This is a genomic window from Epilithonimonas bovis DSM 19482 (assembly GCF_900108115.1).
Taxonomy (GTDB): domain Bacteria; phylum Bacteroidota; class Bacteroidia; order Flavobacteriales; family Weeksellaceae; genus Epilithonimonas; species Epilithonimonas bovis.
On record NZ_FTPU01000030.1, the window covers coordinates 1 to 12,574 of the forward strand.

Consider the following 12,574-nt stretch of genomic DNA (forward strand, 5'->3'; position numbering starts at 1 on the left):
TAAACATTTCCTTGAGCAAAAGCATTCCTGCTATTTTGCGAACCGCAATAGAGGGTCTTCCTTCTTTTGAAAATAAACCCTCGAACTCAGCTTCTATTTTATCCCAAGAAATCTCATGCGCTAATTTTACAAGTGGATGATCCATATTAATAAGCTCGGCAAGTCTGGTCTTGAATAAATTTTGCTGTAAATCCTGTTTTATTTTTCCTAACATTTTGCCACTTTTTATACCCTAAAAATACGATTTTCTGCAATTTTATACAACATTTTTAAGCGAAATTTGATAATAAAATATTGAATATCAAATCGTTGTATTTATTTTAAGGAATGACTAACTAATTGTATGATTGTGTTGGTAGAGGTTAGTCCCATAGAAACCCAGTGTGGCGTTGGACTAAGTTTCCAATAATAATACCCAGGTGTAACATCACCAAGAGTTTGAGTGTTGAAAACCATAATACCTTCTTTTGGGTTGCTTACCGGGGCAGAGTCTGTGGTAGATGACAAAGCAACGCGGGGTAGAATGGTTCCCTGATTGGTTGCGTCCAGTTGCAAGTCTGCGGAAGTTTCCCCATTGCCCGGTTGAACATTGATTTGAACTTGCGCGCCGATGGTTACAAATAGAAACAGACTAAGGAAAAGAGTTATATTTTTCATGAAAAACCGGATTAATTGTTATGAAATTCTATGATTAAAAAATCAAAATTGGCCGTTGTGCTGCAATTGTCCTTATACCATTGTCTGTTGCTGTTTGTAGTGCTGTTTGCTATTTTAATACAACCTGGTGTTGTAGGCACAACGTTCCCGCTAGAGTCATAAGCGGCGGGCTGATTCGTTGCAAAATTGGTTTCACTGGAAGATGTTGACCAGTTAACCATAGATTTTTCAGCAGTAATCCAGGTGTACGCACCAGCATTGCCTTTGTAAGGAACGTAATTAAAGCCAATCCAGCTGTCATGATTACTGTTACCGGTACCATCCAGTAGATTAGTTTTTATAAAATTCCATTCATCATTTGTGGTAATTACCGGCAGATAGCCACCATAGGATTTGCCAATGTTAAAAGCCTGTTCCCATGTCACGCCATTATTAAGGTTGAAAGAACAGTATGTATGCCCACTGTATTCCACACATTTAGATTTGGTAGAAATGACTCCGGAAACATTGAGCGAAGCAGGTATTTCTGCCGTAGAGGATAGTATCCGCGGTGCATAACCCAGCGTCGAGGCACTTATTCCAAGTGCTGTTGCGTTATTGTAGGTCTCGTTTCCATTTCCAAAAGGTATCCAGCTCGTGCCGTATTTATAATAATATTTTGCAGGAAAAGAGGTACTTCCTGTTTTGTTGTATACCAGTAATCCGTCGGCAGGATTTGTAATGGGATTAAAGGGGTTTTCGGACGTTGGGCTTAATACAACCCTTGGTGTAAAAAACCACGTTTGCTGTCGGACATATCCAATGCTGCCGACGGATGTGGCGGATTGGTATTGATCCCTACCTGCGCACTGTAATTGACAGATAAAGCCACTAAAAAAATTGATAATAAATTTATTTTCATCGTTTATAAATATTCTGTTCTAACATTTAAGATTCAAATGATTTGCAATTATAGGCTGTAATGCATCTTCATTCAGTTCAAAATAGTGCCTTAAATCATAATCTTTAAATAAAAAAAAGACACAAATATACATATTAATCTGAAGATTATGAAACATCGTATTATTTTTTTTTAAAAAAAACTTGGGTGTGCATAAAAAAAACGCTTTACTAAGGTAAGCGCTTTTTAAAAGTTCTGATTGATTGCAGTCTGTTAATGGTATTTCAACTTCATGGTTGGTTCTATTTTCAACAGGCTTTCGTAGATTAATTGGATTACATTGGATACATCTTCTTTTGCAACCATTTCTACAGTCGTGTGCATATAGCGCAAGGGCAAAGAGATCAGTGCGCTGGGAACACCGCCGTTTGAATGGGCAAAGGCATCTGTATCGGTTCCTGTCGCACGGCTGGCAGCAGCTCTCTGGAAAGGGATTTTCTTATTTTTTGCGGTGTCAATAATCAGTTCTCTGATGGTGTGGTGTACACTTGGCGCAAAGAATATCACAGGGCCAGCGCCGCATTTTTGGTCACCTTCTTTCTTTTTTTCTATCATTGGGGTCGTGGTATCATGTGTTACATCGGTTACGATGGCAATATTCGGTTTGATGGTATCGGCAATCATATCAGCACCGTATAATCCCACTTCTTCCTGAACAGAATTGGTAATATAAAGACCAAATGGCAGCTTTTTTTTGTTCTCTTTGAGTAACCTTGCAACCTCGGCAATCATAAAACCGCCAATCCTGTTGTCTAAAGCACGGCAAACAAAATACCGGTCATTCAGTTCAAAAAACTCGTCAGGATAAGTAATCATACAACCAACAAAAATGCCCAGCTCTTCAACTTCTTTTTTGGATGTGGCACCACAGTCAATAAAAATGTTTTCGATTTTCGGAGTTGGTTCGTTTTGGTTAGCACTTCTGGTGTGGATAGCGGGCCACCCAAAAACGCCTTTTACAATCCCTTTTTCCCCGTGGATATTCACAACTTTGGATGGTGCGATGGCCTGATCAGATCCTCCGTTTCTGATGACGTAGATCAGCCCGTCATCTGTAATATAATTTACATACCAGCTGATCTCGTCAGCATGCGCTTCGATAACGACTTTGAAGTCTGCTTCCGGATTGATGATGCCATAAGCAGTACCATAATGGTCAACCTCGATTTTATCTACAAAAGGTTTGATATAATCCATCCATACTTTTTGTCCGTTATGTTCGTATCCTGTGGGGGATGCTGTGTTAAGATATTCTTCTAAAAACTTAATTGATTTCTTTTCAAATTTCATGAGGGAAAGGAATGATTTTTGATATTAGACTGTGTTAATTTTTATGATAGTAAAAGTAATGATTTTTGATAAACTGATTCCGATTCTTCTCCTGTTTCTTTGTACATTTTGTTTTGCACAGCAAGACACGCTGAAGGTCAGATCATTTGATGATATTCCTAAAAGCAAATTGCAAAAGGATGCAGAAGGTAACGAATATTACTACGACGAGGCTCAAAAAGCCAAAATTTATAAAATCAACGGAGAACAGGTTATCGTGATGGATGAGCTGACGCTGAGAGCTAATCCGCATTTTAATAACCAATTGGACCGTAACTACTATTTTTTCCTTAATAAAAAACTGAACCGCGTTTACCCGCTTTTTCTTAATGCTCTTGAGCAGTATAATAATATTAAGATAGAAAGTGCCAATATGACAGGCTCTGATAGAAGCCGGTATATAAAACAAAGACAGAACGAACTGGCAAATAATTACGAGAAACAGCTCCGTGACCTTACCACTACAGAAGGACAGATTTTTGCCAAACTGATGAACCGTGCCACAGGCAAAACGGTGTACGAAATTATCAAAGAATTACGTGGCGGATGGAGCGCATTCTGGTGGAATGTAAAAGGTAATATTGCCGACGTTAGTCTCAAAACACCTTACGATCCTCATAAAAACAGAGATGATCTTTTTATAGAATCCCTGTTGCAATCCAACTGGAACCTCGGTTACTTGCAACCATATCCCGGCTCCAGTAATTACAAAGTCAATAGTGGTAAGTAAAATTATTTGTGAATCTAGTTTACAGTTCCTCCAAATCATCCGCAGAACCCTGCCCTTCGTTCATCAGGTAAGCTTTTAGGAATGGTGTAAGATTGCCATTCATCACGCCGTCAACGTCAGAAGTCTCATAGCCTGAGCGGACATCTTTTACCAGTTTATATGGATGCATCACATAATTTCGGATTTGTGAACCCCATTCTATTTTCATCTTTCCGGCTTCGATTTCGTTTCGGGCCTTCATCCGTTCTTCAAGTTCGATTTCATAAAGTCTGGAACGTAAAAGTTGCATCGCCTTTTCTTTATTCTGAAGCTGAGAACGCGACTCCGAATTCTCGATGATAATACCCGTCGGTGCGTGGCGCAGCCTTACCGCAGTTTCTACCTTGTTGACGTTCTGCCCGCCAGCACCGGAACTCCGCATCGTTTCAAAACTAATATCTGCAGGATTGATATTGATTTCTATGGTATCATCAACCAACGGGTAAACATAAACCGAAACAAAACTGGTGTGTCTTTTGGCATTACTGTCAAAAGGCGAGATTCTCACGAGCCTGTGGACGCCATTTTCACCTTTCAGATAACCGAAAGCAAATTCGCCTTCAATCTCTAATGTGACGGTTTTAACGCCGGCAACATCACCTTCCTGAAAATTAAGTTCGCGGATTTTGTAACCTTGCTTATCAGCCCACATGGTGTACATGCGCATCAGCATACTTGCCCAGTCGCAGCTTTCTGTTCCGCCAGCACCGGCGGTGATTTGGAGAACTGCAGACAATTCATCGCCTTCGTTGGAAAGCATATTTTTGAATTCAAGGTTTTCAACTTTTTCTACCAGATTTGGAAAAGATTCGTCCAGTTCCTTTTCAGAATCCGGGTCTTCTTTTGCAAACTCCAGCAGAACCTGCAAGTCCTCAAACTCAGACTTGATCTCCTCGTAACTTTCCACCCATTTTTTCTTGGAGCGGAGCTGTTTTAGGAAAACTTCTGCTTCTTTAGGCTTTTCCCAGAACTCCGGAGCGGCAGTTTTCTCATCATCGTTAGCAATCTCAATTTTCTTTTTATCAATTCCTAAAAATTTGTGAAGTTCTTCTATCCTGGTTTGTATATCTTTTATTTGGTCTGTGTTTACCACGTTTGTTTTGATTTTTGCAAAAATACGAAGAAAGACTTTAAATTATAAGTTATAAATTTTAGATTTTAAATTGAATTTTATATTATTGATAATCAATTTGTTGTAAAATAAATTGAATTAATTTTAAAAATAGAGGCAACCATTTCCGATTTTTACCGTCTTATAGTCAGAAAGAGAAAATGCAAACAGATTTACAACATATTTTTTCGAATGCAAAAAAACAGGACCGGCTGGCTCAGAAGAGTCTGTTTGAGGTGTTTTCCGGGAAAATGTTGGCTGTTGCCAATTCCTACATCAATAACAGGGATGATGCTGAAGATGTCCTGATGAATGCTTTCTACAAAGCGTTTACAAAGATAGAGGATTGTAAGAATTACGAATCCTTTCCGTTTTGGCTTAGAAAAATTGTGGTGAATGACGCCATCAGTTTTATCCGAAAAAACAAGCATATCCTGTATGCCGAAACCGAATTTACAGAGGGTATGGCAGAAAATCCAGAAGATGAACCTCAGTGGTCTCAGGATATTGATCTGGACATTATTTTTAAAGAAATGCCAATTGGTTATAAACTGGTTTTTAACCTCGCTGTTTTTGAAGAAAAAAAACATCAGGAGATTGCAGACATTCTTAATATCTCCGCAGGAACCAGCAAAAGCCAGCTGAACAAAGCCAAAAACTGGCTAAAAGATTATTTTAACAGGCAAAATGACACGCAAAATGCAGAATCTGAAATCTAAATATGAACAGCAGGAAACGAAAGTTTCTGACCGACTTTGGGAAAAGCTGGAACAGAAACTGGATCAGAACCCTGCCAATGTACAAAAGCCTAAAAGGGTTTGGTTGCGTTATGCAGCAGCCATTATTCTAATGATTGGTTTGGGAGGCAGCTTATTGATGATCAACACTGGATCTGAAATTAATGACAATCAGCAATTTGCAAAACATGCCAGAGATCAAAGTTTAGAACAAGATGTAAACCAGGAAAATAAGAACAGTCCGGAATTAGCTACGGAAAACAATTCACAAACTGCCGGTCAAAATCTGTTAGTTGACAAAGGGGATTCATCAGCGAAGTCTTCAATCACTAAAGACGAAATGGCGAAGCCAGCTAAGGAAGAACGTCCGGTTTCCCGCCAGTACACTGAACAGAAAGGCATAATAAAAAAAGAAATGCCACAAGTTACTGCTCAGCCGGAAGAAAAACTGGCTCAGAATGATACTTCAGCTTCGCTCAGTACAAAACCAAAAGTGAAATATGTATCTTCTTCAGACTTGCTTTTCGGGGTAGAAATAGATAAAGCTAAAGCAGAGAAACCAAAATCTGCAATGGGAATCAATAGTTCCAGGTCCAAAAATGAGCCGGACATCCTTAATCCTAAGCGGATCAAAATATTGGGCATTACGCTCTATGACAAAGATTCTATAACAAATAAATAAACTATCATGAACATCAAAATTTTACTTTTGGCAATGCTTTCCGGCTTTGCTACAGCACAAACTACGCTTGACAGCCAAATGAAGTCCTACACAGAAAAGGTGAATACTATCGTATCTGAGGAAAAAGAGAATATGAAAACTGAGACCGACAAAATAGACCAGGCGTTTGCGGCAGGCAAGATTACAAAGGCAGAACAGATTTCGCAAAAAGAAGATATTTCAAAAAAATATGAAACTTTAATCAATGATAAAATAGAAAACGAACGCCAGCAACTGGAAGATATTACCAAAACTGCGGTGACGAACTCCGTTTATAATTCCAGACTGGACACCATCAGGAACAAAAATGTTCTGATTCTTGGCACAAATGGTTTTTCTGTCAGAATTAAAAATAAAGAAAAATCCCCGGCAGATTATGCCAACAGCAGCACGCTGAGTGTGGGTTATGCTTTTGCTAATCTTACAAAGGATAAAGGCAGCTTCAATCCTTTTGAAAATGACTCAGAGATGAGAATAGGGAATTCGCATAGCGTAGAAGTGCAATTCCGCAAAGACAATCAGTTGGGGTCGTTGACCAGCCCGTGGTTTATCCGCTACGGTCTGGCTTACAGGACCGACACTTATATGCCAAAAAGGCCGCAGGTTTTTATCCAAAATAATTCCGAATTATACCTTGATGATTTTGCTGATGGACGGCTAAAAAGATCAAAACTGAGAAATGTTTACCTGACTTTACCAGTTGAGTTCCAATTTTATCTTAATCCAAAATATACAGAGTACGACGGCAAACAGTATCTGGATGTGAGAAAAAAAATGTGGAAAGTTGGGTTGGGAGCTTATGCCGGCATCAACACCAGAAGTATTGTAAAAGTTAAGTATCACGATACTAATGATAAATTTCAGAAGTATGATTATACTTTAGATGATGGGGTGAATGCTTTTCTATTTGGTGGCAAATTCAGTATAGGTTACGGCGGCGTTAATCTGTTTATCAAAAAAGATTTGACACCTATCTTTAATGATAAAGCGTTGTTGCCAAACAAAAACGGTATCCAGATTGGGATAGAGCTTGCCAATATCGATTTTTAGACTGACTCTATAACCGCACCTCGTTGATGCTGAGCTGGTCAATTAGTTTTTGGAGATTTTTCAGGTCCTTTATAACTTTCTGGTAAGACGAGCGTGCGTAGTCAGACAGCGATGATTTAGACGCGGGCATTATTTCGCTTCCAAAAGCAGTATTGATCTGTGGTCGCTCTACAATATCAGCACGGTAATCCGCAAGACAGCTGGCTATTACAGATTTCTTTTTTTTGCATTTGATCTGTTTCTTAAGTTTTTGCGGAGAGCTGATCATATAGGGATTATCATTATAAGGATTTACAAAACCGGCATTATCCTGCTCTTCCTGGTAGACAAAATAAGAATTGTCATTATTCGGCGTAAGGTAGTTTTTATCAAAGATCATAGGAGACAAAGGAATTAGATTTTAAACAAATTGACTTTAATATTTTAAAAGCCATATCAATTTTAAGACCACAAATTTTTTGCTCTGATAATATTTTTGATTAAAATAACTTAGATCAATGCTTTATTAGTTATAAAGTCAATAAATTTGGCACACAAAAAAATTGACTTAAATGAAAATATTGGCCTTTGCAGGAAGTAATTCCAGAGATTCTATTAATAAGAAATTGGTGACATATGTTGCCAGCCAGTTTGATAATGCGGAAGTGGAAATTTTGGATCTTAACGATTACGAGATGCCTATCTTCAGCGTAGACAGGGAAAAGCATGATGGCATCCCGCCATTGGCACTTAAGTTTGCTGAGAAAATAGACAACGCAGACCTGTTAATCATCTCTTTGGCAGAGCATAACAGCAGTTATTCAGTCGCTTTTAAAAATATTTTTGACTGGATTTCCCGGATTAAAGACAGGAAGCATTTTGGGGAAAAACCGGTTTTTCTGTTAGCAACTGCAACAGGCCCAGGCGGAGGGAAACACGTTTTAGCAGCATTTGAGGCACGCTCGCCATTCAGTGGTGTACAAGTGTTGCAATCGTTCTCATTACCGAAGTTTAATGAAAATTTTGATCCAGAGAAAGGTGTTGTGAATGAGGATAAAAAAGCAGAATTCAGTGAAAAACTGTCTGCTGTTAAAAACTTTTTTAGCTAAGATTTTTGGAACTTATAATCAAAGTTGCTTACTTTTGTATCAAAGTAAAAAAAGGTGAAGTATAAGCAGATTCCTTCGATGCATTATTTTAATTCTTTCCAGAAGAATTGCATGATCGCCTCTGAATTTGCGCGCTAATATAACGGCCGGTAATCTCTAAGATTATCGGCTTTTTTATTGAAGTATTTTTGAAAGTAAAGTTTGAAATAAATCTAATGAGTTCTGAGATTCTTTTGGGCCGTTAAAAGCCCAAAAGGATTGAAGAATGGGTGAGTCTGGAAATCACCCTTTAAAATCCTGGGATATGGATCAAAATTTGATGTCCTGATAAGTAAAAGTAAAAATGAGCAATACCTATAAATCCGCCGGTGTAGACAAAGAAGAAGGCTACAAAACCGTAGACAAGATCAAATCTGCTGTTGCAGAAACGCATAATAAAAATGTTCTTAATAATCTTGGCAGCTTTGGCGCATTCTACGAGATTGCAGGCTACAAAAACCCGGTTCTGGTTTCGGGAACTGATGGGGTAGGTACCAAGTTAAAAGTGGCATTAGACTCCAAAAAGTATGATTCTATTGGTGTGGACTGCTTCGCCATGTGTGCCAACGACATCCTTTGCCACGGTGCAAAACCACTGTTTTTCCTTGATTATTTAGCTTGTGGTAAACTGGATAGTGATATTGCTGCGGAGATTGTACTTGGAATGGTAGAAGCCTGCAAAGACAACAATTGTGCGTTGATTGGCGGTGAAACAGCCGAGATGCCAGGGATGTATCAGCCTGGCGATTATGATGTGGCGGGATTTTGCGTTGGTATTGTAGAAAAAGATGAGATTATAGACGGTTCCCGGATCAGAAAAGGCAATAAGATTATTGCCATCCCAAGTTCAGGCTTTCATTCCAACGGTTTTTCACTGGTAAGAAAAATCTTCCCGGATTTTAATGAAACATTTGAAGGTCAGCCATTGTACGAAACATTGCTTGTGCCAACAAGGTTATATTATAAAGACATCCACAAAGTTTTGGAAGAAGCGCCGCTTTATGGTATCGCACATATTACAGGTGGCGGGCTTTATGAGAACGTACCTAGAATTATTCCAGAAGGGCTTTGTGCAACAATAGATGCTTCTAAAATCAAAGTGCCGGCCGTGATGCAGGAATTGGAAAAACGAGGCAATATAGATCACACCGAGATGTTCGGAACCTTCAATATGGGGGTAGGGATGGTTTTGGTGACCGATGAAAACCATGTGGATAAAATCCTTGATCTCTTGGAGGATGCGTATGAAATCGGCGAAATCACAGAAGGAAGTGAGAAAATCGATTTGCAGTTTTAGGATTAAAAATATTAATGTTTACACATTTTTGCGGACGTTGCGTTTAAAAGCATAACATTAGAATGAAAAATTTAGTTATACTCGTCTCTGGCAGCGGAACCAATCTTCAACGCATAATAGACTGTATAGATTCCGGCGAAATACGGAATGCTAAAATTAATCTGGTCATTGCCGACAGGGCATGTTTTGGTTTGGAAAGGGCTGAAAAACATCAGATTCCTACCCTGTTAATCAAACGCGGAAAAGACTTTTCCGAGAATCTTGAAAAAGCAATTCCGGAGAATACAGACCTGATTGTTATGGCTGGTTTTCTGTCGATTCTTCAGCCGGAATTCTGTGACCAATGGCAGGGCAAAATCATTAATATTCATCCTTCGTTATTACCAAAATTCGGTGGTAAAGGGATGTGGGGGCACCATGTTCATCATGCGGTGATAGAAGCAGGCGAAAAACAAAGTGGCGCAACCGTCCATTTTGTAACATCCGGCATAGATGAGGGCGAGATTATCCTGCAGGGTCAATTTGATATTGACGTAACCGATACACCCAATACACTGGCACAAAAAGTACATCATATAGAGTATGATATTTTTCCAAAAGCCATAGATAAAATTTTAAACTAAATGCAATGAGCTGGACTACAACTGACCTCTGTGATGATTACATTTCCGAACTTCGCGTTGCAGTACCAATCGGGCTGCGGGATTTTGGAGGGAAACTCTCATTTTGCGGCGAGATTGTTACTATAGAGGCATTAGAAAATAATCCTTTGGTAAGAAAAACACTTTCCGAAGATGGCACGGGGAAAGTGCTTGTTGTAGATGGCAGTGGTTCTCTCCGGCGTGCCATGATGGGCGATAATATCGCAGAACTTGCTGTCAATAATGGCTGGGAAGGCGTGATCATCAATGCTGCCATTAGGGATTCTGTGGCTATCTCAAAACTGAATTTGGGCGTAAAAGCGCTGGATGTTTTTCCTGTAAAAAGTGGGAAAAATGATATTGGTGAACTGAATGTAACGGTACATTTTGCAGGGATTGATTTTGTTCCCGGAGAATATGTATATGCAGATGAGGATGGTATTCTGGTCTCCAAAAACAAATATTATTAATGAAGGAATCAGATCGCAAACCGGTTTGGTAATATATCTAATAAAAAGTAAAAAGGAAAGAAAAAAATGAGTAAAAAAAGAGCATTAATCAGTGTATCGGACAAAAATGGATTGGCAGATTTTGCCAGGTTTTTAGAAGATAACAATTATGAACTGATCTCTACAGGTGGCACTTTCAAATATCTGAAAGATGCTGGGCTTAACCCCATCCAGATCGATGAGGTAACAGATTTCCCCGAGATGCTGGATGGCAGAGTGAAAACCCTGCACCCAAAAGTTCATGGCGGATTGTTGGCAGTACGGTCTAATGAAGAACATATGAAGACTGTTCAGGATTATGGTATTGGCCTGATTGATATGGTAATTGTTAATCTTTACCCATTTTTCGAAAATGTAAATAAGGCTATTTCCCTTGACGAAAAAGTTGAATTCATCGATATTGGCGGGCCTTCTATGCTGCGTTCTGCAGCCAAGAATTTCAATTCGGTAGTGGTTTTAACAGATGTCAATGATTATGAATTGATCAGGACAGAAATGTCAGATAATGGCGAAACCAATTGGGAAACCAGAAAAAAACTAGCAGGCAAAGTATTCAATTTGACGTCTGCTTACGATGCTGCCATTGCCAGTATGCTGCTGGATGAAGAATATCCAACTTACTTAAATGCTTCGTATAAAAAGGTATCAGACCTCAGATATGGTGAAAATCCTCATCAGTCCGCGGCTTACTATACATCAACTTTCGAAAACGGCGCAATGAAAGATTTCGAAATTTTAGGAGGTAAAGAATTATCTTTCAATAACCTTCGGGATATGGATCTGTGCTGGAAGGTGGTGAACGAGTTCAAAGAAGAGATGGCTTGCTGTGCCGTAAAACATTCAACACCGTGTGGTGTGGCTGTGGGAACTTCGGCTTTGGAAACCTATACCAAAACTTTTGAATGTGATCCGGTTTCGATCTTCGGCGGAATCATCGGGATGAATTATAAAGTAGATGCCGCAACGGCAGAAGAACTTAATAAAACCTTTCTAGAAATTGTAATGGCAACTGATTTTGATGAAGAGGCCTTGGAAATTTTGAGGAAGAAGAAAAACCTAAGAATCATCAAAATCAAAAATGAAGTCACTGATAAACAAGTTTGGGTTAAGATTGATGGTGGAATGCTGGTCCAAAATGCTGATGACCAATTCTCAGAAGATATCAAATTGATGACAGAATCTGCTCCTACAGATAAACAGAGAAAAGCACTGTTGTTTTCTCAAAGGGTTGTTAAATATGTAAAATCCAACGCAATTGTGGTCTCCAACGGTGTTCAGGCTATTGGAATCGGTGGTGGACAAGTGAACAGGATCTGGGCAACGCAGCAGGCGATAGAAAGAGCCAAAGAGAAATTCGATGGTGACTTGGTTCTGGCTTCGGATGCGTTTTTCCCTTTTCGTGATGTGGTGGATTTTTGCGCGCAGGAAGGCATCAAAGCCATTATTCAGCCGGGAGGAAGTATGAGGGATAACGAATCGATAGAAGCAGCTAATGAGTATCATATCCCAATGCTGTTCACAGGAATGAGACATTTTCTGCATTGATTTTTGACTAAATCCTAAAGGCACAAAAGTTTACAGTTATAAAAGCTCAAATTGATTTCAATAGAGATTTTTTTGAGACTCTTGTTGTTCAAAAATATACAACCCTTTCAAAGTTCACTTTGGAAGGGTTTTCTTTGTAAT

The 12,574-nt window shown here is 39.1% G+C and carries 15 protein-coding genes and 1 pseudogene; 9 read left to right on the forward strand and 7 right to left on the reverse strand.

The genetic code is table 11. From position 1 onward, the window contains the following. From B0B05_RS11915 to chrP, 5 genes and pseudogenes are all read right to left on the reverse strand, one after another. Positions 1-214: pseudogene (locus B0B05_RS11915) on the reverse strand (IS5/IS1182 family transposase); the annotation flags it as partial. Between the two features lie 101 nt (positions 215-315). Further along, a complete protein-coding gene (locus B0B05_RS11920) occupies positions 316-657 on the reverse strand; it encodes a hypothetical protein (RefSeq protein WP_076783867.1) in 342 nt (113 codons plus the stop codon). Between the two features lie 11 nt (positions 658-668). Further along, positions 669-1,130, reverse strand: coding sequence for a C-type lectin domain-containing protein (locus B0B05_RS16635; RefSeq protein WP_076783868.1), 462 nt, complete (start codon positions 1,128-1,130; stop codon positions 669-671). Positions 1,131-1,408: 278 nt separating this feature from the next. Then, a complete protein-coding gene (locus B0B05_RS16640) occupies positions 1,409-1,558 on the reverse strand; it encodes a hypothetical protein (protein WP_159435876.1) in 150 nt (49 codons plus the stop codon). Between the two features lie 252 nt (positions 1,559-1,810). Then, positions 1,811-2,887 (reverse strand): chryseobasin maturation metalloprotease ChrP, encoded by a 1,077-nt coding sequence (gene chrP / locus B0B05_RS11930; protein ID WP_076783869.1) that lies wholly within the window; start codon positions 2,885-2,887, stop codon positions 1,811-1,813. A 43-nt stretch (positions 2,888-2,930) separates the two neighbouring features. Here chrP and B0B05_RS11935 point away from each other — a divergent pair, with 43 nt between their 5' ends. Next, positions 2,931-3,656: a DUF4294 domain-containing protein gene (locus B0B05_RS11935; RefSeq protein ID WP_143746013.1), complete on the forward strand. Its 726-nt coding sequence runs from the start codon at positions 2,931-2,933 to the stop codon at positions 3,654-3,656. 19 nt (positions 3,657-3,675) lie between these two features. Here the strand turns inward: B0B05_RS11935 and prfB are convergent, their stop codons facing one another. Continuing rightward, a complete protein-coding gene (prfB, locus tag B0B05_RS11940) occupies positions 3,676-4,788 on the reverse strand; it encodes a peptide chain release factor 2 (protein WP_076783870.1) in 1,113 nt (370 codons plus the stop codon). Positions 4,789-4,967: 179 nt separating this feature from the next. Between prfB and B0B05_RS11945 the strand changes: the two genes are divergently transcribed. From B0B05_RS11945 to B0B05_RS11955, 3 genes are read left to right on the forward strand one after another with little or no spacing between them, the layout of a single operon-like run. Further along, positions 4,968-5,525 (forward strand): RNA polymerase sigma factor, encoded by a 558-nt coding sequence (locus tag B0B05_RS11945; protein ID WP_076783871.1) that lies wholly within the window; start codon positions 4,968-4,970, stop codon positions 5,523-5,525. After that, positions 5,506-6,225 carry a hypothetical protein gene (locus B0B05_RS11950; RefSeq protein ID WP_076783872.1) on the forward strand — a complete coding sequence of 240 codons (720 nt, stop codon included), beginning with the start codon at positions 5,506-5,508 and terminating at the stop codon, positions 6,223-6,225. The genes B0B05_RS11945 and B0B05_RS11950 overlap by 20 nt, the downstream gene beginning before the upstream one ends. 6 nt (positions 6,226-6,231) lie before the next feature. Then, on the forward strand, positions 6,232-7,314 hold the full coding sequence (locus tag B0B05_RS11955) for a porin family protein (protein WP_076783873.1): 1,083 nt from the start codon (positions 6,232-6,234) through the stop codon (positions 7,312-7,314). Between the two features lie 7 nt (positions 7,315-7,321). Here the strand turns inward: B0B05_RS11955 and B0B05_RS11960 are convergent, their stop codons facing one another. After that, positions 7,322-7,702, reverse strand: a complete 381-nt coding sequence (locus B0B05_RS11960) for a hypothetical protein (RefSeq protein ID WP_143746014.1) — start codon at positions 7,700-7,702, stop codon at positions 7,322-7,324. Between the two features lie 163 nt (positions 7,703-7,865). Between B0B05_RS11960 and B0B05_RS11965 the strand changes: the two genes are divergently transcribed. The 5 genes from B0B05_RS11965 to purH all read left to right on the forward strand — a co-directional run bounded on the left by B0B05_RS11965 (position 7,866) and on the right by purH (position 12,433). Continuing rightward, positions 7,866-8,402 carry an NADPH-dependent FMN reductase gene (locus tag B0B05_RS11965; RefSeq protein WP_076783875.1) on the forward strand — a complete coding sequence of 179 codons (537 nt, stop codon included), beginning with the start codon at positions 7,866-7,868 and terminating at the stop codon, positions 8,400-8,402. 343 nt (positions 8,403-8,745) lie between these two features. Then, positions 8,746-9,738: a phosphoribosylformylglycinamidine cyclo-ligase gene (purM, locus tag B0B05_RS11970; protein ID WP_076783876.1), complete on the forward strand. Its 993-nt coding sequence runs from the start codon at positions 8,746-8,748 to the stop codon at positions 9,736-9,738. Between the two features lie 62 nt (positions 9,739-9,800). Then, a complete protein-coding gene (purN, locus tag B0B05_RS11975; RefSeq protein ID WP_076783877.1) occupies positions 9,801-10,361 on the forward strand; it encodes a phosphoribosylglycinamide formyltransferase in 561 nt (186 codons plus the stop codon). A 5-nt stretch (positions 10,362-10,366) separates the two neighbouring features. Continuing rightward, a complete protein-coding gene (rraA, locus tag B0B05_RS11980) occupies positions 10,367-10,849 on the forward strand; it encodes a ribonuclease E activity regulator RraA (RefSeq protein WP_076783878.1) in 483 nt (160 codons plus the stop codon). A 66-nt stretch (positions 10,850-10,915) separates the two neighbouring features. Continuing rightward, the gene (gene purH, locus B0B05_RS11985) at positions 10,916-12,433 is read left to right on the forward strand and encodes a bifunctional phosphoribosylaminoimidazolecarboxamide formyltransferase/IMP cyclohydrolase (RefSeq protein WP_076783879.1); all 1,518 of its coding nucleotides are present in this window, start codon (positions 10,916-10,918) and stop codon (positions 12,431-12,433) included. Positions 12,434-12,574 lie beyond the last annotated feature (141 nt).

What these genes read in the sequence shown, in the direction of transcription:
- B0B05_RS11920 (WP_076783867.1), bottom strand. Translation starts at nt 657, where the DNA reads ATGAAAAATATAACTCTTTTCCTTAGTCTGTTTCTATTTGTAACCATC.
- B0B05_RS16640 (WP_159435876.1), bottom strand. Translation starts at nt 1,558, where the DNA reads ATGAAAATAAATTTATTATCAATTTTTTTAGTGGCTTTATCTGTCAAT.
- chrP (WP_076783869.1), bottom strand. Translation starts at nt 2,887, where the DNA reads ATGAAATTTGAAAAGAAATCAATTAAGTTTTTAGAAGAATATCTTAAC.
- B0B05_RS11935 (WP_143746013.1), top strand. Translation starts at nt 2,931, where the DNA reads ATGATAGTAAAAGTAATGATTTTTGATAAACTGATTCCGATTCTTCTC.
- B0B05_RS11945 (WP_076783871.1), top strand. Translation starts at nt 4,968, where the DNA reads ATGCAAACAGATTTACAACATATTTTTTCGAATGCAAAAAAACAGGAC.
- B0B05_RS11950 (WP_076783872.1), top strand. Translation starts at nt 5,506, where the DNA reads ATGCAGAATCTGAAATCTAAATATGAACAGCAGGAAACGAAAGTTTCT.
- B0B05_RS11955 (WP_076783873.1), top strand. Translation starts at nt 6,232, where the DNA reads ATGAACATCAAAATTTTACTTTTGGCAATGCTTTCCGGCTTTGCTACA.
- B0B05_RS11965 (WP_076783875.1), top strand. Translation starts at nt 7,866, where the DNA reads ATGAAAATATTGGCCTTTGCAGGAAGTAATTCCAGAGATTCTATTAAT.
- purM (WP_076783876.1), top strand. Translation starts at nt 8,746, where the DNA reads ATGAGCAATACCTATAAATCCGCCGGTGTAGACAAAGAAGAAGGCTAC.
- purN (WP_076783877.1), top strand. Translation starts at nt 9,801, where the DNA reads ATGAAAAATTTAGTTATACTCGTCTCTGGCAGCGGAACCAATCTTCAA.
- rraA (WP_076783878.1), top strand. Translation starts at nt 10,367, where the DNA reads ATGAGCTGGACTACAACTGACCTCTGTGATGATTACATTTCCGAACTT.
- purH (WP_076783879.1), top strand. Translation starts at nt 10,916, where the DNA reads ATGAGTAAAAAAAGAGCATTAATCAGTGTATCGGACAAAAATGGATTG.